We start from the raw sequence: 21,009 nt of genomic DNA, 5'->3' as shown, positions 1-21,009 counted from the left end.
TTAGGACGAGTGAAATGGAATTTAAAAAACTATATTTAGCGATATCATTAGCATTGGTAGGTTCATTTTCTAATGCAACAGGTTTAACAAATCTGACTGATAAAGAATTATCTGAACAAACAGGACAAGCATTATTTAATCTGTCGTATATTGCTCCGGGTGCAAGTGGAAACACGGATGCAAATAATACCGGTGTCGGATTTTATAAGCTGGGTATGGAGGCGACGGTTGAACTAAATGCCAATATCAAAAAGCTACAACTCGGTTGTGGTGGTATGAATGGAGCTGGTGGCTGTGATATTGATATTGATAATATGAGCCTGAGCGGCAATGCTGATACTCGTGAAGGGCGTGCAGGCTCATCGGCTGTTTTAACTAATCCCTTTATTCAATTTGCTATTAAAAATCCTAATTCTGCATCAACTCGGTCGATTGCAGGGTTTCGCCTAAGTGCTGAAGATATTGTTGGGCTTTTAACCTTTGGAGATAATAACGGCACACCTAATGGTATTAATAGTTTAAGTGGTTACTTGAAGACGCAAGCGACCAATGGTACAACCTATACAACCGCCAGTAATCCCAGTGATAAATCTACTTTATTTGGGACCTCGGCTTCTCAAATTGTATCGGGATTACTGAATATTTCTGCGCCTTTATGTACAGCTGGATGTGGAAAAAATCCATATAATGGATTTTCTTCAGATCCGAGTAATTCAAAAACAACAGGTCTAGTAATTCCCTCTCTTAGAGCCGATTATAACGTCCCAGCTTCGACAGTTTCTGGAAATCGTATGAAAAGTGTTGTAATACAAGGTGTGGAAACAACAAAAATTCAGGATATGAATTTGACTTACGACAGTGGAGCTTTACATGTTAATCTAAATACATGTGTTTCAGTAATAGCGGGTTGCTGGGTTGGAGACACTACTTTCAATATGCAGGCTACAATCACTGGAGTAAAAGCTAAGATTAATTTTGAAGAAAATATGGGGTATATCCATAAACTTCCTTTAAGTGGTGGTGGATTTTATTTAGGGCTTCAAAATCAGGCAATTCATTGGCCTGGAGCAGCAAGTGACGATATTGCATTACCTGGTTGGTGGATGTCATTTGCAAATCCTGTAGATTTGGGGGTGTTAAATACTCCTGACGGTTACACTGTAGATTTTAGTTCAGCCTATCCACAAATCGCTAATGCCCTGAGTGTAGCGCTTTCTCAAAATCCAACTGCTATTAGTGGCAATGAAGCGGTTGGTGCTTTACTTACAGGTGGTATCAAGAAAGACATGGGAATTATTGATCTAAGTAGCCAACCGCCAGCTCTTATTAACTTGACAAGTGTGCCGCTATCGAATGCTGCACAAGGCGTTACACCAAATTGTTATGGAAGCTTAAAATTCTGCTAATCCGCCTTTAATCGGATAGAATCTACATATAATTGTAATTGCTGTAATATGTACAAGAAGTAATCAGATCGGCATTTGTCTTAAGGAATAGGACAATGAAAAAAAATAAAATACTCGGATGTATAAGTCTTATTTGCTTTGCACCTTTGACTTTTGCAATGCAGCCACTAGACGACCAAAGTCTGTCAGCTACTACAGGACAGGATGGTATTAATATTGGTGTAGGTATTAATAAAGTACAATTTAATCAAGTTTCTTTGATTGATACAAATGGTTATGGTGCACAGGCAACTTCATACGCAAATAGGGCAAGTTTAGTTGTGGCAGGTCAAAATGCAAGCCCAACAACGCTTACTTTTAATGGTGCAAATAATACTCCAAGTTTAAATATCATCGCTGATACAGATGGTGGTATCAATAATAAAGCATTTGCAAATTTGGCGGTTTCATTCGCCAATCAAATTACTGGTCTTACTATTTCACCTTTTTCGATTTACTTAGCAGGAACAAATTCAACTTCTGCTCCAAACAGCTCTAAATCTATATTTACAGGAACAAACTTAAATAGTGATGTCAAAGAACTCCTACGTGTTGGCAGTAATATTGATGTAAATTTTGTGTCTGGTAATGCACCGAAAATGAACATTCAGCTCGGCAATGCTCCGCAAGGGCATATGATCCAGTTTGGAGGCGCAATTAGTTCGATTTGTAGTGGAGGATGCCCAATCACTTTAGTATCCCAATATGTTGACGCACAGACACCTGCTAATTCATATTCTACAGGGGTTACTTTTGATCTAGGTCTTAAAGCAACAGACACTGTTAATGGTTTTTCTCTTAATAATTTTTATGCGGGTGTTGAGTCAGGTGGTTTTGTATTTGGAAATACAGGAACATCCAGTAAATTGGATGCTTCTCTAGGCAATGTAACAATGGGAACTGTAGGGAAAACAGATAGTAACGTATTTAACGGTATACAAAATGGTCCGATTGGTAATGTTGGTGCTGTGGGTGCATCGGTTACAGATTTAAAAGTAAAGATCAGTGGTATGTAGTGACATTACTTATAATTTATAGGTTTAATCTATGTTTTATACTATCGAATAATGGTCATAAACTGTTTAGATGGTTATCCTATATTTAATTGACTTTTGGTCAAGGAATTATTTTGATAAAAAGAATCCGTAGGATGAGTTTAGAGTCAGTGTTAAATCACCTAGGAAAATGGCTATTTAGTGTATAATTGATTCATTAAAATAAAAATATAAGTAAATTTTTATGACTTTGGTAAATATTTTGCTTGATTAGGGATATTCGATAAATTAGCTAGGTGCAAGGTTATGGACCCACTCAGCCAAGAAATGGATTTAAATCATCACTCATGCAAAGCAGATTTTGCACAGAGTTTGATGTCAAATATTTGTGGTGAGCATCATCTAGATACGATCTATCGTGATACGCTTAATTTTCATTATGATGGAATGCGTCTACCACGAAAAAAGTTAGCAATAGGCACAATCAGTTATGGTGCAAATGTTGCTATCAATATTTCTCATTTAAAAGCATATAGTATTAGTCTTCCCATTCAGGGACAGCAAACTTTGATGAAAGCTGGAGTCCATTATACTTCAAATGAAAAAAGTGGATTAATTGTTTCCAACTCTGAATGGCAAAATCTAGTTATAGATAAAGATTGTAAAAAAATGCAGGTGGTCATTCCTGAAGAAAGTCTGCAACTGGTTTTAGTTGATTTATTAAAGCAGCCGATTGATCGCCCTGTTATTTTTAATCCAGAAATGCATCTAGATTCTGAGAAATTAATTGGAACATGGTGGAATAATATTCAAAATTTTTTGCAACTTAAGTCGCAATATAATCATTTTTATGGGTTGCAAATGTTATCTGAGGATTATGAAAATTTTATTATTAAGGCTTTACTTTTATCACAGGAAAATAACTACACTGCGGCGCTAAAAGCATTATCAGCTCAGTATGTTCCTGCATACCTTAAAAAAGTTGAAGTTTTTATTGTTGAACATGCCCGTGAAGATTTAAATATAGATATGTTACATGTTTTAGCAGGAGTATCTAAATCAAAATTATATGACGAATTTCAGCAGTTTTATAATATGAGTCCTATGTCTTATTTGCGTAAATATCGTTTAAAACAAATATATAAAGTATTAAGTCGAACAGAGATCAATCAAAAAATTTCAATTTCGAAACTTGCTTTTGATTGGGGATTTACACATTTAGGGCGTTTTTCTAGTGCTTATCGTGAAGAGTTTGGTGAAAGCCCAAGTGAAACAAAGAATCGAAAGTTTTAATAACACTAAAAAAGAAAAGGTAAAATCAAGATTTTACCTTTAGTTTCTGAATAAGCTATCCGCTCATATTTTGTTTCAATTATTAAACTTGCACAGTATTACTTTGCAAGAATTTTTCACTATAGATCCGATAGTTTTGTAGAGCCTGTTGGTCAAGCCATGTTTTGACTGCTTCAATCATGGGCGGTGGACCGCATAAATACATATCAAAAGCCTGTTCAGCCAGTTGGTTTTTATCCAAATGCTCAGGGATATAGCCAGACTTACCTTGCCATTCGATACTGGCTTTACTCACAATCGGATGATAATTAAAATTTGTAATACGCTCTGCATATGCTTTCAAACGCGCTTGTTCACATAAATCAGCTTCGTTATTTACACCATAATAAAGATGTACAGGCGGAGCATCAACTTGTTCAGCAATATGATCCAGCATACCTAAAAATGCAGACAAACCCGTACCACCTGCCACAAAAACCAATGGACGTTCTACTTCACGTAAATAGAAACTCCCTAACGGCGCTTCAATCACAATAGACTGTCCCACCTGACAGCGATCACGCAAATAATTACTCATTACACCATCAGGCAATAAACGAATCAAAAATTGCAACTGATTTGTGGCATTGGGACGGTTTGCAAACGAATACGAACGCCAGTCCTGAGTATCTGGAATACAAATTCTCGCATATTGTCCTGGTAAAAATTGCAACTGTTCTGTATAAGCACTGGCATCTAAATGAAGTATGGCCGTCGTTTCAGAAACTAACTCGACCTGAGTCACTTTGGTTTCTATTTTAAGAGTTTCACCTGCATTACAAATGTCCGAACTGTGATCAAAATAGAAAGCCGCATTCGACTGAACACGTGTCTGACAGGCCAGCATTTTACGTTCTGCCAAATCGCGTTCGCTCAATGCATCTTCATCAACATAATCTTGCTCATAAGCACCTGATTCACATTTTCCCTGACACGTGCCGCATACACCTTCACGGCAGTCCAAGGGTAAATGGATACCTTGCCGAACTGCAGCATCTAGCAATAACTCATCGTTATTCACTGAAATAAAAAAAGTTTTACCATCTGCAAAATTTAATGCAACAGAATGTCCCATCTTATCTCTCCTTAAACATGATAAAAGTCGAGAACTGAATCAATTTTGTCATTCAGCAACACACTATGCTGACGACGGATACGAAAGCTATTGTCCACTTTACGCAGAATATAGGTGGCATGCCCATAAAAACGACCTTCTAAGCCTTGACGGTTATACAGGGTTTGCCATGCAACTTTCGCTTCAATCAAACCATCATCCATTTGTGTTACGCGGATATTATTTAATGTGTGTAAGGTCCGAGGTAAGGGCGTAGCAGAAGCGGCTTTACCTGTACGAATGCGGAATATACGGTCTTCCAAACCTGTACGATCTGCATAATAAATATAAGACAGCCCTTGATTGGGATCCTGTACATATTGATGATCGTCAATCCATTGCGGAATATGGTATTCACTATCTTCATCGTAAAGAGCAAGATAAGCATCCCAGTCATAAGCATCACAAAGTTCTGCTTTATTGATCAAAAACTGCGAAACTGAAAAATGGAGTTCTAAAGACATGATTACACTCCTTCAACCGTATGGGTTTCTAATTCAAAACTGATATCCTGCATCTTGAGTGCTTTTTTATTCAGTCCATCTAAAAGCAAACGTTGCCACTGGCCATGCTGATTGACATATAAACCTTCATGAGTAAATTCACGACCAGTCATCACAGGCTGAATGCCGAGATCTTGCGCATTCTGGCTCGTGCCATATTCCCAACGATGAGATCCGCGAGAAATATCACTCCAGCGTTCCAAACGTGCTTGAAAACCCTTTTGTTGCTCACGAAATTCGACCAAATCATCAGGGGTACCTAAGCCAGAAACATTAAAGAAATCTTCAAACTGGCGAATACGATTACGACGCGCTTCAGCAGATTCACCCTTGACCCCAATACACTGGCTAATCACCTCAGTTTTATTCCATGCCACTGGACGGACAATACGTAACTGCGAACTGATCTGATCCATAAAAAACAGACTTGGATACAAGTTCAGATTACGTAAACGATGCATGGCCCATTCCGCCCGTTTTTCACCAAACTTCTCCACTAAGTAAGGCATTACGGTGGCATAGCCTGGACGTACAGTAGGATTTGGCATGTCACTAAATAAAACGCTATGACCATTTTTAAAACTGAACCAACCATCATCAGTGGCCTGATCGCCTGCACCCAATTTACTGTAATCTAGCGTATCCAGATCTTCACCTTTTTCGATGTTGACCTGTTGGCGGTGCTGAACAGTAGATACATAGTTATAATGAACAGTACTGACATGGTAGCCATCCAGACCATTTTCGTTTTGCAATTTCCAGTTGCCTGCAAAAGTGTAAGCAGATTTACCTTGCAAAACTTCGAGTTCACCAGTTGGGGATTGTTCTACCATCAGATCCAGAAAAATCTTGGCATCTCCCAGAAACTCTTCAAGAGGATCTGTCGCTTGAGTATCCAGACTAACAAAGACAAAACCACGGTAGCTAGAAATACGACCTTGTTTTAAGCCACGACTGGATTTATCAAAATCTTCACAGTATTCGCCAGGTGCTTTGACCTTGACCAAACGACCATCCGATTTATAACACCATGCATGGAACGGGCAGGTAAATGTGGACTGATTGCCTTTAGAAACACGGGTTAGGGTCGCACCACGATGTTCACAGGCATTGACCATAGCGTGTAATTCGCCTTTGGCATCGCGGCTGATAATGAGGGGTTGGCGACCAATTTGTACCGTGACAAAGTCATTATTGTTTGGAATTTCACTTTCATGGCAGGCGTAAATCCAGACCTTTTCAAAGATATGTTCCATTTCTAAATCGAACAGTTCAGGCTGTGTAAACATGTCTCTTGCGATACGATAAACGCCATCGTCTGGACGAAAATCGATACATCCCTGAACAAAATTCTGCCATTCAATCATATTACGTGAGCTCATGATTCGATCCTTTCTCTGAACCAATACGTTAAGTTGATTGAACAGCGCACGTGATTTTATCTCTATCCACTTTTTCCAGATCTTTATCCACTTTCTCCATTTAAATTTTTATAGTCTTGTTGATCATTAAAAATAATTTTTAAGTATTTGAATATCATTGTTATTATTTAAAATTAAATAATTTTTGATACAAATTATTTGCTGTTATTCTTGGGTTTATCTTTTTAAATCTGGACAAAACTTTTCAAGTTGACCCAACTTCAGCAAGCATAAAATCATTTTTTATCGTTCACTGAATGAGCCAGTAGTACAAGCTGCTGATCCATTTTGAACTTATAAACTGACATGCCTGCTAGGTCAGCTACTTTTGCATCACCAATATTGGGATATTCATAAATAGCTATTACAGTTGTATCTACATTGTTCTTTTGCTGACGAGCAAGCTTCTTACCAAACATTAACCTGATTGGCTGCACTACGACTTTCTGCCTTATCTTAGAATCTTGCCAATTCTATAATTTCGCTGCATCAAATTTTATTTTTGTTCTACTTTTGAATTTGATCAGAGTGGGCTGTAATATTGGTGAGTAACTACATTTATCCAAGACTAAATTCATTGGGTAAATTAACCCATTTTTAACCCACAAAAAGCAAAAAAGTAGTAAAACCATATCGAATTTCGTCGGACAAATAGACCAACAAAAAAGCCTTTAAGTATTGAACTTAAAGGCTTTTTTGTATTTTATCGGATTGCTCCGAATCGAATCTTGGTGGAGATGGCGGGAGTTGAACCCGCGTCCGCCAGCACTACACTCGAGAATACTACATGCTTAGATATCGTCTATTGTTTTAACACCAAGTGACCCGACGAACAGGGTACAAGTTGCGATCCTCTAAGTTTGGTATAAAGCCCCGAGGCTTGACTCTATACGGACTTGTGTGCGTGCGCTACAGTCGGGTTCCTAAACCACAAGTATTCTAGGAAGCGGACAAGCTGCCCTTAGGCAGCTAGAGCGTAAGTTTCGTCGTTTGCGACTATTAAAATGCAAATTTGATTTACGAGAGGAAATGCGCTCTCGGCATGCATCTATGAGCTTCATCACCAGCGTCGAAGCCAATAACATCCCCAGATGAGTCATACATCATAACACAGACATCAAAAATTGCTATGCAATTTATAACCAACTAGATTCTGCCGATGTATTTAACTTTATAATTGAGCTAATATTTTAATTTTCAAGTACACCTATAAAAAATATGAGCTATTTACTTGCACTCGATCAGGGAACGACTTCTAGCCGCGCGATTATTTTTGATGAACAAGGACGTGTTCATGCAACAGCTCAGCGAGAAACTAAAATAAAAACTCCGCATTCTGGCTGGGTGGAACAAGATGCCGACGAAATTTGGTCAAGTCAGATTGCCGTTGTGCAGCAGGCCTTAGCTTCTGCGCATGTGTTGGCAAAAGATATTAAAGCGCTTGGGTTGACCAATCAGCGTGAAACTACGGTCGTGTGGGATAAGCGTACAGGCAAGGCGCTTGCACCTGCCATTATCTGGCAGGATCGTCGTGCAACTGAATGGTGTACCAATCTCATTCATAAAGGCTTACAGGATAAAGTCCACCATAAAACAGGACTGAGAATAGATCCTTATTTTAGTGCAGGAAAATTAGTTTGGTTACTTGAACACATTGACGGTTTGAAGATATTGGCTGAGCAAGGTCATGTCGCTTTTGGAACCATCGATAGTTGGTTGATCTGGAATTTGACGCAAGGTGCAGAGCATGTGATTGAAGTCAGTAATGCTTCACGAACAATGTTGATGAACCTTCAAACCCAACATTGGGATGAAGAATTACTCGAATTATTTCATATTCCAATTTCTGTATTGCCCAAAATTATTTCATCTGATGCATATATTGCCGATACAGCGCAAGGTTTGTTGGGGAGCACCATACCAATTGCAGGGGTTTTAGGAGATCAGCAAGCCGCGTTGTTCGGACAGTCCTGTTTTGAAATAGGAACAGCGAAAAATACCTATGGAACAGGCTGTTTTATGCTGTTCAATACGGGTGAAGAACTTCAGTTCAGCCAAAACCAACTACTCACTACATTAGCATGGCAATGCCAGAATCAAACTCGATATGCGCTTGAAGGGAGTGTGTTTATGGCGGGTGCAATCGTGCAATGGTTACGTGATGGTTTAGGGATTATCCAGAGCAGTGTTCAGGTTGAACAATTGGCCAATCAGGTCAAAAGCAGTGAAGGTGTTGTATTAGTACCAGCATTTACTGGCTTGGGTGCGCCGCATTGGGACAGTGAGGCACGTGCGCTACTGTGTGGCATGTCACGTGGAACCAATAAAGCACATATCGCGCGGGCAGCGTTGGAGTCGATTGCTTTTCAGGTATCAGACGTGCTCTGCGCCATGCAATCTGATCTATCACAACCATTAAAAGAATTAAGAGTCGATGGTGGGGCCAGTCAGAATGATATGCTGATGCAATTTCAGGCTGATATTCTTAACGTACCTGTATTACGACCGAAAATGTTGGAATCTACAGCATGGGGAGCAGCCGCAATGGCAGGCTTAAAATTGGGAGTTTTTTCAAATCTGAATGAAATTGCCCAGTCTTGGAAACTTGATCGAGCTTTTGAACCTCAAATGAATGAAGATGAACGTGCGCATCATCTTGATTTATGGGCACGTGCTTTAAAACGTGCAAAATCAGATTTATATTAGTTTTAAAAAAACTTGGTAATAAAGCTGATGAAAACTTGATTGAAAAAATCAGGCAATTTCAAATAACTCAATTGCCTGATTTTGCTGTTGAAATATAAATAATTATTCAGCAACTTCCACTGTTAAGCCATAAGTATAAATATCGCTAACTGGTTTTTTAGTTGCATCTGGATTTGCTTCTGGATATGTCGTGGTTATAAGGTAAATCCCTGTTTTTTCAAACTTGATTTCAACTTCACCTTTGCTGTTGGTTTTTGCATGAGGTTGTTCGCGTTGGGCATTTAAATCATAATTGTCAGCACCTTTAAATACATCGATTTCAAGGTTTGGAACAGGTTTTCCATTAAATAACACTTGAGCTTTTAATCCCTCACCCGCATAAAGTTCACCTGGATGGGTGATTAACTTTACTTCAAGACCTTTGTTGCTAATTGCTGGAATTGGAGAGGGTTTGCCTTTGGTCACAAAGCTTTCAGCAATCAAATGATTGGTCACTTCGACCACTTGTGCATTTTATGGTAGTTGATCTTCACTCACGAATCGAGGTGGTTGGTTATTGGCAGGTGTGGCAGGGCGTTGTTCTGTTTTTGCAGCGTCAGCGGGTTTATTCGTTTGGTTTGGGTTTTGCATTGGCATACGGTTAGCACGTACACGTAACCAGCGGCCATCAACCAAGGCATATTTGCTTGGGTTACCAATCGCGTTTTGTGTACGAATACGATATGTGCCATCTTCACTCAAATCGAATTCTGCAACATTGAATTTTTTTAGGGCAGCAGCAGCATCAAGGTTTTTTTGTTGTCCAGATGGCGTGCTAATGACATAACTTGTTTTAAAATTAAAACTAGGTACAAAAAATTTTTCAAGCGTAATCGAGCTCTGAAAGCTTACCGAATTTGCCGAAGACGTATCAAATACATCAGGTAAAATATATGGACTTGCAGTATGAGCCGAAGCTAAAACAGGTAGTGCAGACGTTAAAATTAACGCTTGAAGCCATGAAGTACGCATAAAAAAATCTCTCAAGAAAATATCGTAACGCAATAAAACATTTTCCCAACAATTTACTTGATAATAAATATCATTTTCAATATTATTTTTGCAGAAAATTCTGGAGAATGGGCATGACTCACATTGCTTTGAAAAATGTTCTTAAACAATCCTCATCTGTATTTCGTTTAAAACCCATCGTAATTGCGATTTCGCTTATTTCTCCACTGACGACCATCGATGCATTTGCTGCAACTTCGCTATCATCAGATTCTACGTCTGAATTAAATCATACGACACATCGTTTTCATCAAGATCATATTTTGGGAACATCACTCGATGTTGTGATGACTGGCGCAAATCCACAAGAAGCCAACAAAGCATTTCAAGCGGTACAACAGGAAATTGCCCGCTTAGATCAGATTCTTTCAACTTGGCGAGCTGATAGTGAAATTAGCGGATTAAATCATCATAAAGATGCGCAGGTTTCAAATGAATTATTTGAAGTGATTGCTGCTTGTGAAAGCTGGCGCAGTAAAAGTTGCGGCGCGTTTGATGCACGTTTAGGTCAGTTGATTGGTTTGTGGGAAAAAAATAATGGTGTACATCAACTTGATGAAAATACACGTCAGCAGGTGATTCAACAAATACAAAAACAACCGATTCATCTGGATGCACAGAAAAATCGAGTGAAACTGGATGAAACTGTAAACATCGCGCCTGATGCTTATGCCAAAGGTTATATTATTGATCGTGCATTAATGGCAGCACGACAGGCTGTTCCTTCTTTACAAGGTCTGATGATTGATATTGGTGGCGATTTACGTGTTTGGGGTGAAGCACCTCAAAAGTCTGGCTGGAAAGTAGGAGTTCAAAGCGCTCTAGCCAAATATGACAACGCCTTACCTGAACAGGTTCTCAACTTAAATAATCAGGCGATTGCCTTTAGTGGTCAGGGTTATCGTGAATTGGCAGGGCAAAGCCATTTGCTTGATCCAAAAACAGGATTGCCATTGCAACATGTTGAGCAATGTGTGGTGATTGGACATTGCGCAGCAGATGCGGATGCTTTGGCGACAGCACTTGCCGCCATGCAACCAGAACAGGGCATGGCACTCATTGAGTCTTTGATTGGCTATGAAGCTAAAATGACCATGAGTAATGGTGATGGCTATCAAACAACTGGTTGGGGAAAAATGGTTGAAGCCCGTCCACAGGCAGAAATGTTAAATGTTGCTGTGGGTGCATCATCGTCGTGGCCAGCAGGTTATCAGGCGATTCTAGAGTTGGTTATTCCTAAAATTGCAGTAGAAAACTATCGTATTCCATATGTTTCGGTCTGGATCACAGACAGTAATAAAAAATTGGTGAAGACACTGGCAGTTTGGGGCAAAGACGAAAAATGGATCAATTCAAATTATGTCTGGTGGCGTCGTTATGGTCGTCAAATGCCAAATCTGGATGCCGTCGCCAAACCATCACGTCAACCTGGTCAGTATAAACTGGCATGGGATGGTAAAGATGAAACAGGTAAAGCTGTAGCAGCAGGTCAATATATTGTGCATGTTGAAACCTCGCGTGAGCATGGCGAGCATTCTTATCAGACTTTTGATCTGGATGTAAAAGCGAAAGCTTCAAGTCAAACTTTGCCAGCACAAAAAGAAATTGGTGCATTGAAATTGAATTTCCAGAAAGTGAACTAATTTTTTAAATATAGACTGGGATTTTATTCGTGTATCAACGCCGTGATTTTTACCGCCATGCACGTTATGTGCATGGTTGGCTCTCTGCTTTTGCCTTTCTGGTTCTGATTTTTTTTGCTTTAACAGGTCTATTTTTAAATAATCCAGACTGGTTTAAATCTTCTGCACAAGAACAGACTCATCAGCTCACGATTCCTCATGATGTATTGGATCGCATCCAACATCAGGAAAATCCAAGTATGGCGTTATTGGATTACATTCGACAAAAGCAAAGTATTGTTGGACGTTATCGTAGTAGTGAAGTACTGGATGATGAAGTGATGATTCGACTCGAAAGCCCAGCAGGAACCACTGATATCTCTGTATTGCTAGATACAGGGGATGCCGAAATTACTCAAAAATCAGCGACATTGGTTTCTGTGTTAAATGATTTGCATCGTGGCAAAAATGTCGGAACTTCATGGCATTGGTTAATTGATATCAGTGCGATTTTAATTTTATTGCTTTCTCTTGCAGGCTATATTTTATTTTTAAGTATTAAGACTCGTTTAGTGACACATCTGCTGCTAACCGCAATTAGTCTGGCAGTTTTAATCTTACTGGTCTGGTTTGCAGTATGAGGACATCGTTATGACCTCTGCGGTACTTTGCATTCTCATTTTACTTTCAGTTTTGTTATTTGTTCATCTGTGTGTGATTGCAATTTTATTATTCAATAAGCGTCGCTCGCATGCGCATGCAGTTTTTAATCATGAAGGCTATCTTGTGGTCTATGCCAGTCAGTCTGGTCATGTGGAACATTATGCAAAACAATTTGCACATCAATTACAGCAATCAGATCAGTTAAATGCCGTACTGGATATGCAATATTTATCGATTGCTGAATTAAGCGCTGCTAAAAAAATCTTATGGTGTGTGAGTACTTATGGGGAAGGGGATGCACCAGATCGTGCGCGAACGATTGCCAAAAAACTTTTGAGACAATCACTCGATTTATCTGAGCTACAATATGCAGTTTTAGCTTTTGGTGATCGTCGCTACGCACAATTTTGCGCCTTTGGTCAACGTTTGGATCAATGGCTTAAAGCTCAACATGCCCAACCACTTTTTGAAATGGTTTGTGTCAATGCACTAAGTTCTAGCGATCTTGCGAAATGGAATACCCAAATTGAGCACTTGACGCAAATTAAACTGAACACTCAATCAGAGCATCAAGCATGGCAGAAATTTAAATTACAGCAAAGAAAATGTTTAAATATAGGAAGTTCTGGTCAACCAATTTTTCAGTTGCAATTGCAGTGTCTTGAACAAACTTATTGGCAATCGGGCGATATTTTAGAGATTCAATGCGGCAATGCGAATACAACAATTCAAGCATTCTTAAAAGCATATGACATTGTAGATCATACTGAATTTATACAGCAGTTACGTGATAAAAATTTGAGAAATGTGCCTTTGCGATTGGCTACTGAGTCAGTAGAAGCATGGTTGCAGCGTTTCGATATATTAGCTACTCGTGATTATTCGATTGCCAGTATTCCTGACCAAGGCTATGTTGAGTTGGTGGTGCGCCAGCAACATACAGAACAAGGACTGGGTTTAGGTTCTGGTTGGCTGAGTGCTGCTTTAGCCTTAGGACAGATCATTTCTGCACGAATCCGTTCTAATCCGTCTTTTCATCTTATTCAGCAACAGCAACCGCTCATTCTGATTGGCAATGGAACTGGAATTGCAGGGTTAATGTCGCATTTGCGTCAACGTGAAAAATGGCAAGATCAACAAAACTGGCTGATTTTTGGTGAACGACAGCAACACTATGATCATCTTTATGCAGAGCAGCTACAACAGTGGCAGCAGCAAGGTTTTTTAGCTGATATTGATTATGCTTTTTCACGCGATCAACAACAAAAAATCTATGTACAGGATCGATTATTACAAAAAGCAGATCAGCTCAGACAATGGGTAGCAGACGGGGCAGCCATTTATATTTGTGGTAGTTTGAATGGAATGGCACAAGAAGTAGAACATGTGTTGATACAAATTTTAGGACAAATCGAGCTTGGACAACTTCGGGAACAACATCGCTATCAACGTGACGTATATTAAGATGTGAAAATTAAGATCATGCTTGTTGCTGGTTGATATAGCAACTCAAGTTTGTTGCTAAAAAGCCGCTACATTGGGTAGCGGCTTTTATGATTTAATTTAAAATTTCTTTTCAATCGTCAATAAAATATTTGGAATCGATTCATTGATTCGAGCTTGATATAAGCTACCATCAGATTGATTACGTAAATATTCCTTATAATCGCTGCCTAGAATATTTCTTAAACTTAATGTAGCGCCCCAATTATGACTAAAGTTTTTGGTGGTACTAATATCCACCGTTACTCGATTATTGGTGGTGCGATCGTAGGGTTGATTGTCCAGAGCACGGGTAAACTTAGGTGTGTAGCTGATATTTACGCTATTCGACAGTTTCCATGGTTTATAGCTATAAGAAATGCCTGAACTTGCCGTATATGGCGCAACATCACTGGCTAAACGATCATGACCTTCTGTATCTTCAATACTGACATGAATGGTTGAAACTTGTCCTGTCAGCATTAAGCTATGTCCTGCTTGAGTTTCCTTAATCGCATAGCGCCCAGTAAGTTCAGCACCGTAGGCAGTCGCTTTGTCTTGGTTGATTGGCCGTTGTACATAGCGCGAACCTTCAAGCCGAATGACATTTTCAATATAGTCTTTAATTTCACGATTAAACGCCGTCAAGTTAAAACCACCCGCAGGTGTGTTGTAGCCCAGAGTCGATTCAATCGCTGTGATTTGTTCAGGTTTAAGGTCTGGGTTTCCACCACGATCAGGGTTATTCAAGCTACCTGAGTCGCTATCGGTCGATATAGTCACGGTCGGGGCTAAACGGCTGGCATTAGGTGCCTGAAATGCCTTGCTTAAATTGGTTTGTAATGACCAATGGTCATCAAAATCATAGCGATGTGCTAAAACTGGACTCGCATGTTGGTCGCTATAATCGACCAGACCGCTACGATTAATCCATTCTTGTCTTACACCCAATGTTACAGTTTGTTGATCTGTAAAACGCCAGCTTCCTTCGCCATAGAGTGCATAACGTTCTTCATCTAGTGTCTCGGCAACATTGCTTTGTAGTTCATTTTTTCGGGCTTCAAAGCCAAATTTGATTTGTTTATTTGGATCTAGCTTTCTGACACCATCATAGCCAATGGCATACTCATTGACCGTTTCATCTGTATAAACATCACCCTGACGTGTGCCTGTCAGTTCAGTTTCATTCTGGTGCTCACCCGTAAGGCGGATCTTATCTGAACCCTCATCTGTTTTTCGCTCATAACGCGTATTTAAACGAATGCTATCATTTTGATCTTGTTGAATCTGATCCTGTCGTGTGCCATCACTTTTAGTATTGCGATAAAACAGATCGGCCACCAGTTTTTGAGTGTCATCAATGGCATATTCCAGACGTGGAGAAAACATTTGCATCGTGCGATCGGTTGTTCGCTGCTGTTGACGCTCGCCATTACTATCAATGGTTTTGGTTACTGAAGTGGTATCTTGCCAAGTTTGATTTGCAGAAAGACTATAACTCCATTGATTATCACGTCCATCGGTTTGCAGACTGATTTGTTTGCGTACTTCTTCTTGTGGGCTAGATTTAGCAATGCCATAACCGACACGTATATTTCCGTTGATGAGTGTGTTTAATGGCTCTTTTAAAATAATATTAATCACAGCAGAAGATGCAACAGAAGCTTGTGCAACGCTCGGTTGTTTAACGACTTCGATACGCTCAATCATATCGGTGGTGATGGTATCAATGACAGACATACCACCACGAGGCCCACCCTGAACAGGTTCACCATTAATTAAAAAAGTTGGACCTGCACCACCGCGAAAACGCATACTTGAAGCAGGATTATTTCCGCGTGGCCCTTGACCTGGCGCTGGCATTTGAAAACCTGCTGCACGGCGTAATGCATCACTGACAGACTGATCACCATATTGCAGCATTTCTTCACGGGTAATAATTGTTTTTGGAATCGCGCTGATATCGTTATCTTTATTACTTTGTTCAGAGGCTGCTTTAAGAGTAATGGTCTTTAGGGTTTGGGTCGGTGGTAGTGAGGGGGTAGATTCAGATGTTGCGGTTGTTGTATTTGTCTGTGCTGTTGAGTGATCTGCATCCGCTCCCCATGAATATGTGCAAATTGAGAGTAAAGCAAAACTTAATGGTGAAATCTTACAGAAAACATGAGGATGTTTCATGATTCTTATTCCGTTATGAGTTAATTTTTGCGCAGCATAGCTCACAATTGTGGAGAAAATTTAAAGAACTACAACAATCCTGCATCAAAAGTAAAATTTATTTATCATTATTTATTTTTCCTAAAAAAAACTTAAAAAAGTGATAAAAATTAAGTTTTTCATCATTTAAAGCGTCAATAATGGTGCATGTCTGCTTCAAAAAAAGGCAATAGCAATGGGTTTGTTGTTGATATCACACCAATAGCGATAGATAAGTTATCTTAATCAGTTAGAAAATTTGAGAAATTTAAAATTAAAGCCAAACTGGCATAATCATTGCTTTAATTTAGGCAGAGTATAAGCTGTCAACATATTGAGCTGATCATTATGTGGGTCATTGCTCTAAGCGACATTGGTTTTCTTTGTGAAAAGATTGATGTTGTTTAGCGTGACTCAATGACATATTCGACTCGTGTCATAACCTTGAGTCACATCATTAAAGTTTTATTTTAATGTGAGTGATAAGCATGAACAGTTTAAACACCAATACCGAATTTTCTCTGGAAGAATTAAAAAAAGAATCTGTAATGGGCGTAATGGGAACTGAAACCCAACGTGAAGTACGGATTATTGATCTGAGTGATTTTGAAGATCGTAAATATGAAATCGCTGACCAACTTTGGGATGCTGCTGTTGAAATTGGTTTTTTCCAAGTGTCCAATCATGGTATTCCTCAAGCGGAAATTAATCATGCATTTGGATTGGCAGAACAATTTTTTGCTCTGCCACGTGAAGTAAAAGCGCAGTATCCTCTAAATCGTAATTCAGGTTGGGAAAGTAAAGCGCAAATTCGCCCTTCAACGAAGACTCCTGATCAAAAAGAATCGTATCAAATTACGCGTCCGCGTATGAGCAACTTGTGGCCAACGCAACAAGAATTGCCAGATTTCAAAGATCAAGTATTAAACTTTGAAAGTCAATGTTGGTCTGTAGGCATGAAAATTCTGTCTTGTTTCGCCTATAAAATGGGCTTTTCAGAAGATTTCTTTACATTGGCACATGATCCATCGAAAGAAACCTATCAAAGCACTTTGCGGATGTTGCATTATTTCGCAGTAGATCCTGCGCTTAAAGATGAATTGGGTTTATGGCGTGCAGGCGCGCATACCGATTTTGACTGTTTAACTTTGTTGTTCCAACAAAAAGGACAGGGTGGCTTACAGGTCTGTCCAGGTAAAGAAATGGAAAATCGTGCTTGGACTTCGATTGAGCCACGTGACGATTTAATTACCTGTAATATTGGCGATATGTTGATGCGTTGGAGTGATGATGTGTTACCGTCGAATTTCCATCGTGTGAAAAATCCTGCCGATCATGAATATCAAGGTGCGCGTTATAGTTTGGCCTTTTTCTGTCAAGCTAATGAAGATGTCATGATTCAAAGTCCAAAAGGCAAATATCCAGACATTACTGCAAAGGATTATCTGGCGCAGCGAATCAGTGCGAATTTTTCAGGCAAGTACTAGATTGATTGTTCTTTCAAATTTTAAAAAGCAACGCTGTGCGTTGCTTTTTTTGTCCTTTATTTTTGAGATAAAACCAGAAGAAAAACATTGTCATGACTGTGATGAACTTGTTAGCATCGATTGAGATTTTTCCAATACAAGTGGCTGTTATGTCTTCGGGACAACAAGTTTTAATTAAGCTTAGAAAAATGATTATTGCAGGTGAACTTGAGGGTGGTAGTCGTATTGCAGAAATCCCAACGGCTGAAATGTTGGGTGTGTCACGTCAGCCTGTACGCATGGCTTTTCGTTTGCTTGAGCAGGAAGGGTTACTTATTAAGAATCCGACTCGCGGCTATATCGTGCGTGAAATTTCTGATGAACTGATACAGGACGCGTTAGAAGTTCGTGGTGTGCTTGAAGGCTTGGCAGCAAAAACACTGGCGGAAAAGGGGATCAACGAGGAGCAGAAAGAAACTTTACGGCATTGTATAGAACAAACCGAAAAGTTGTTTGAAGGCAAAACAGAATTTGGCGATGATGAACTCGAAAAATATCATCATTTTAATGTGATCTTCCACGATACTATTATTCAAGGCGCAAATAACGTTGCCTTAATGCAGGCATTGGCAAAAAACAATCAGCTGCCGATGGCCTCTGCACAAGCACTAACTTATGACCAATCTCGTGCATTATCGGAATATCGGCGTTTACATTATGCACATTTGCAGCATTGTTCTATTTATGATGCTTTAATCAAACGTCAGGCAGGACGCGCTGAAAGCCTGATGCGAGAACACAGTAGTGTGGTCATGCTAGGCGAAACGGTCAAACAGATTTTATCTGCATAAATAAAAAAACTCCTATACAAGGGCTTGATGAATTGTATAGGAGAAAAGCGTAAAGTTTTAAGCCAGTTCGATCACTAAAGTCTTGGTTTTAGCGCGAGAACAACATGGGGTAAATTGATCATTTAAAGCATGTTCACTTTCCGTCATAAATACATCGCGATGGTCGGGTGTACCTGCTACAACCCGTGTGATACACGTTCCGCAAATACCTTGTTCACAGGAAATTGGGACATCAAAACCATTTTCGAGCAAAGCTTGAGTTGCCGTTTGATGCGGATGAACTTCAATTTTTCGGTCTGAGCCTACAACTTCAATGGTAAATGCTTCATTTTCACTTTGATTGATCTGCTGTGCGACAAAATGTTCCTGATGCAATTGCTCGGTTGACCAACCAGATTGTGCCGCTGAATCCATGACAAACTGCATAAAACCCGTTGGACCACAGACATATAAATGTCTTTGTGTTGAAACCTCTTTTAGAACACCTTGCATATTACATTGAGTTTCTGGCTGATCCTGAATATGAAAATGGATTTGATTTGGGAAGTGCTCATTCAAATTGCCATAAAATGCGATCATTTCATGGCTGCGTACAAAATAATGTAATTCAAAAGGAATTTTCTGATATTTCAGCCGATACGCCATCGATAAAATCGGGGTAATACCAATACCGCCTGCAAATAAAATAGCCTGTTCTGTTTCAGGATGAATCTCAAATAAATTACGTGGTTCGCCTATCGTCAGCCGATCACCCTCTTGATATTCAGTATGGATACAACGTGACCCGCCACGTGAGTGTGCATCGTGTAATACGCCAATCACGTAACGATGGGTTTCACTACAACAATTGGAAAGTGAATATTGTCGTATTAGTCCATTTTTTAAGTGAACGTCAATATGCGAACCTGCCTCGAAAATGGGCAAAGCAGTACGATTCGCTGAGACTAATTCAAAGGCACGAATGTTTGACGTCAGTTGATGAATTTTATTGATGATCACGTCCATGTGTGAACTCCTTAAATCACGCGAATATTGGGGAATTTTCGGTTTTGGTTTTCAGGAGATGTCATATTTTCCTGAGCAAGCAGACGCTCAATAATTTTTCGTGACTGTACGCCACCTGCATCAATATTCAACATGAGTAATTGGCGATGTGGATTACGCAAAATATTTTGCTGCTGTTGTTCTAGCATTTCTAAATCTTCAGTAAAAATTTTGCCTTGACCTTCACGAATTTGATCAGTCAGTTCAATATTCTTAGGCTGGAAATTACGTGCCATACCCCAGAAATACCAATGCGATGTTTCGGTTTCAGGAGTAATAAAATCCACCACAATCGAAGACACTTTTTTATCTTTGGGTGCATGATAACCGCCGTGACCTGCGTGGGCGACGCCTACTTCGATATGAACATTACTTGGCGCAAAAAAATGACAACGCTGCCAGCGATCGACAGGTACATCATCGGCTAAATGATTGCCACGTAATGCCATTTGCCAAAATGGTGGTGCAATTACATTTTCTATATAACGCTCGGTAACGACGTGATCAGCATCAACTTTGGTCACAGGAAGAGACTCATCAATTTCTTTTTGACCAATACTGCTCGAATGCACATAGGTTTCATGGGTTAAATCCATGAGGTTATCAATCATCAAGCGATAGTCACATTGAATATGAAATAATCCGCCGCCGTAGCTCCATTCAGGATGATCTGCCCACTCTAAAACAGGTAAATCAGCTTCATCAGCTAGGGATTTTTCACCCGGCCAGACCCAGATAAAACCAAATTTTTCTACGACTGAGTAGGATTTGTTGCATGGGAAACCGCCCACACGTTGGGCAGGCATAGAAATGGTCTTACCTTCACAACCCATGACAAGGCCATGATAACCACAAACCAGATTACCATCTTCGACATAACCTAAAGACAGAGGTGCCCCACGATGTGGACAGAAATCTTCAACTGCGGCCACTTTATTTTCTTTACCACGATAGAAAACAATTTTTTCTCCACAAATGGTACGACCAAGAGGCTTATCCTGAATTTCCTCAGGACGGCAGGCAACATACCAAGCATTTTTTATGAACATGTGTGACGACTCCTTATCACTTATTGGATCCAATTTATGCTAAATTTTGACAATCGTCAACTGAATTTAG

At 39.6% G+C, this 21,009-nt stretch carries 16 protein-coding genes, 1 other RNA gene and 1 pseudogene; 9 read left to right on the top strand and 9 right to left on the bottom strand.

Annotated elements, in window-relative coordinates:
• The first annotated feature begins 14 nt into the window (after nucleotides 1-14).
• The 3 genes from A7A69_RS12480 (at nucleotide 15) to A7A69_RS12470 (ending at nucleotide 3,733) form a co-directional block, all read left to right on the top strand.
• Nucleotides 15-1,406 carry a hypothetical protein gene (locus A7A69_RS12480; protein WP_152877852.1) on the top strand — a complete coding sequence of 464 codons (1,392 nt, stop codon included), beginning with the start codon at nucleotides 15-17 and terminating at the stop codon, nucleotides 1,404-1,406.
• 95 nt (nucleotides 1,407-1,501) lie between these two features.
• Nucleotides 1,502-2,461 (top strand): DUF6160 family protein, encoded by a 960-nt coding sequence (locus tag A7A69_RS12475; protein WP_152877850.1) that lies wholly within the window; start codon nucleotides 1,502-1,504, stop codon nucleotides 2,459-2,461.
• A 285-nt stretch (nucleotides 2,462-2,746) separates the two neighbouring features.
• Entirely contained in the window at nucleotides 2,747-3,733 is a 987-nt protein-coding gene (locus tag A7A69_RS12470) for an AraC family transcriptional regulator (RefSeq protein ID WP_120368669.1), read from the top strand.
• 82 nt (nucleotides 3,734-3,815) lie between these two features.
• Here the strand turns inward: A7A69_RS12470 and antC are convergent, their stop codons facing one another.
• The 5 genes from antC to ssrA form a co-directional block, all read right to left on the bottom strand.
• Nucleotides 3,816-4,847: an anthranilate 1,2-dioxygenase electron transfer component AntC gene (gene antC / locus A7A69_RS12465; RefSeq protein WP_120368670.1), complete on the bottom strand. Its 1,032-nt coding sequence runs from the start codon at nucleotides 4,845-4,847 to the stop codon at nucleotides 3,816-3,818.
• Nucleotides 4,848-4,858: 11 nt separating this feature from the next.
• Nucleotides 4,859-5,350 (bottom strand): anthranilate 1,2-dioxygenase small subunit, encoded by a 492-nt coding sequence (gene antB / locus A7A69_RS12460; protein ID WP_152877848.1) that lies wholly within the window; start codon nucleotides 5,348-5,350, stop codon nucleotides 4,859-4,861.
• Between the two features lie 2 nt (nucleotides 5,351-5,352).
• Complete coding sequence (antA, locus tag A7A69_RS12455) at nucleotides 5,353-6,771, bottom strand: anthranilate 1,2-dioxygenase large subunit (RefSeq protein ID WP_120368671.1); 1,419 nt, start codon at nucleotides 6,769-6,771, stop codon at nucleotides 5,353-5,355.
• Between the two features lie 275 nt (nucleotides 6,772-7,046).
• A complete protein-coding gene (locus A7A69_RS12450) occupies nucleotides 7,047-7,247 on the bottom strand; it encodes a type II toxin-antitoxin system RelE/ParE family toxin (RefSeq protein ID WP_338325134.1) in 201 nt (66 codons plus the stop codon).
• A gap of 292 nt (nucleotides 7,248-7,539) precedes the next feature.
• Nucleotides 7,540-7,899, bottom strand: a transfer-messenger RNA (tmRNA) gene (gene ssrA, locus A7A69_RS12445).
• A gap of 129 nt (nucleotides 7,900-8,028) precedes the next feature.
• Here ssrA and glpK point away from each other — a divergent pair.
• The gene (glpK, locus tag A7A69_RS12440; protein ID WP_120368672.1) at nucleotides 8,029-9,516 is read left to right on the top strand and encodes a glycerol kinase GlpK; all 1,488 of its coding nucleotides are present in this window, start codon (nucleotides 8,029-8,031) and stop codon (nucleotides 9,514-9,516) included.
• Between the two features lie 102 nt (nucleotides 9,517-9,618).
• Here glpK and A7A69_RS12435 read toward each other — a convergent pair.
• Nucleotides 9,619-10,527 (bottom strand): annotated as a pseudogene (locus tag A7A69_RS12435) (DUF4198 domain-containing protein).
• A gap of 113 nt (nucleotides 10,528-10,640) precedes the next feature.
• Here A7A69_RS12435 and A7A69_RS12430 point away from each other — a divergent pair.
• Genes A7A69_RS12430 through A7A69_RS12420 form a run of 3 tightly spaced genes read left to right on the top strand, consistent with a single transcriptional unit; the run spans nucleotide 10,641 to nucleotide 14,315 of the window.
• Entirely contained in the window at nucleotides 10,641-12,209 is a 1,569-nt protein-coding gene (locus A7A69_RS12430) for a DUF2271 domain-containing protein (RefSeq protein ID WP_120368674.1), read from the top strand.
• A 29-nt stretch (nucleotides 12,210-12,238) separates the two neighbouring features.
• Nucleotides 12,239-12,829 (top strand): PepSY-associated TM helix domain-containing protein, encoded by a 591-nt coding sequence (locus A7A69_RS12425; protein ID WP_120368675.1) that lies wholly within the window; start codon nucleotides 12,239-12,241, stop codon nucleotides 12,827-12,829.
• 10 nt (nucleotides 12,830-12,839) lie between these two features.
• Nucleotides 12,840-14,315 carry a sulfite reductase subunit alpha gene (locus A7A69_RS12420; protein ID WP_152877846.1) on the top strand — a complete coding sequence of 492 codons (1,476 nt, stop codon included), beginning with the start codon at nucleotides 12,840-12,842 and terminating at the stop codon, nucleotides 14,313-14,315.
• A gap of 99 nt (nucleotides 14,316-14,414) precedes the next feature.
• On the opposite strand, the gene A7A69_RS12415 is transcribed toward A7A69_RS12420, so the two are convergent.
• Complete coding sequence (locus tag A7A69_RS12415) at nucleotides 14,415-16,511, bottom strand: TonB-dependent receptor plug domain-containing protein (RefSeq protein ID WP_120368677.1); 2,097 nt, start codon at nucleotides 16,509-16,511, stop codon at nucleotides 14,415-14,417.
• A 506-nt stretch (nucleotides 16,512-17,017) separates the two neighbouring features.
• Here A7A69_RS12415 and A7A69_RS12410 point away from each other — a divergent pair.
• Together A7A69_RS12410 and A7A69_RS12405 are read left to right on the top strand one after the other, a co-directional pair.
• Complete coding sequence (locus A7A69_RS12410) at nucleotides 17,018-18,016, top strand: isopenicillin N synthase family dioxygenase (protein ID WP_120368678.1); 999 nt, start codon at nucleotides 17,018-17,020, stop codon at nucleotides 18,014-18,016.
• Between the two features lie 149 nt (nucleotides 18,017-18,165).
• On the top strand, nucleotides 18,166-18,846 hold the full coding sequence (locus tag A7A69_RS12405) for a GntR family transcriptional regulator (RefSeq protein WP_120368811.1): 681 nt from the start codon (nucleotides 18,166-18,168) through the stop codon (nucleotides 18,844-18,846).
• A gap of 57 nt (nucleotides 18,847-18,903) precedes the next feature.
• Here the strand turns inward: A7A69_RS12405 and A7A69_RS12400 are convergent, their stop codons facing one another.
• Both A7A69_RS12400 and A7A69_RS12395 read right to left on the bottom strand, forming a co-directional pair.
• Complete coding sequence (locus A7A69_RS12400; protein WP_152877844.1) at nucleotides 18,904-19,851, bottom strand: PDR/VanB family oxidoreductase; 948 nt, start codon at nucleotides 19,849-19,851, stop codon at nucleotides 18,904-18,906.
• A gap of 11 nt (nucleotides 19,852-19,862) precedes the next feature.
• The gene (locus A7A69_RS12395) at nucleotides 19,863-20,939 is read right to left on the bottom strand and encodes an aromatic ring-hydroxylating dioxygenase subunit alpha (protein ID WP_152877842.1); all 1,077 of its coding nucleotides are present in this window, start codon (nucleotides 20,937-20,939) and stop codon (nucleotides 19,863-19,865) included.
• Between the last annotated feature and the right edge of the window lie 70 nt (nucleotides 20,940-21,009).

Origin of the sequence: Acinetobacter guerrae (assembly GCF_009372255.1) — a bacterium.
GTDB lineage: Bacteria > Pseudomonadota > Gammaproteobacteria > Pseudomonadales > Moraxellaceae > Acinetobacter > Acinetobacter guerrae.
This window is presented reverse-complemented; position numbering and strand designations above follow the sequence as displayed.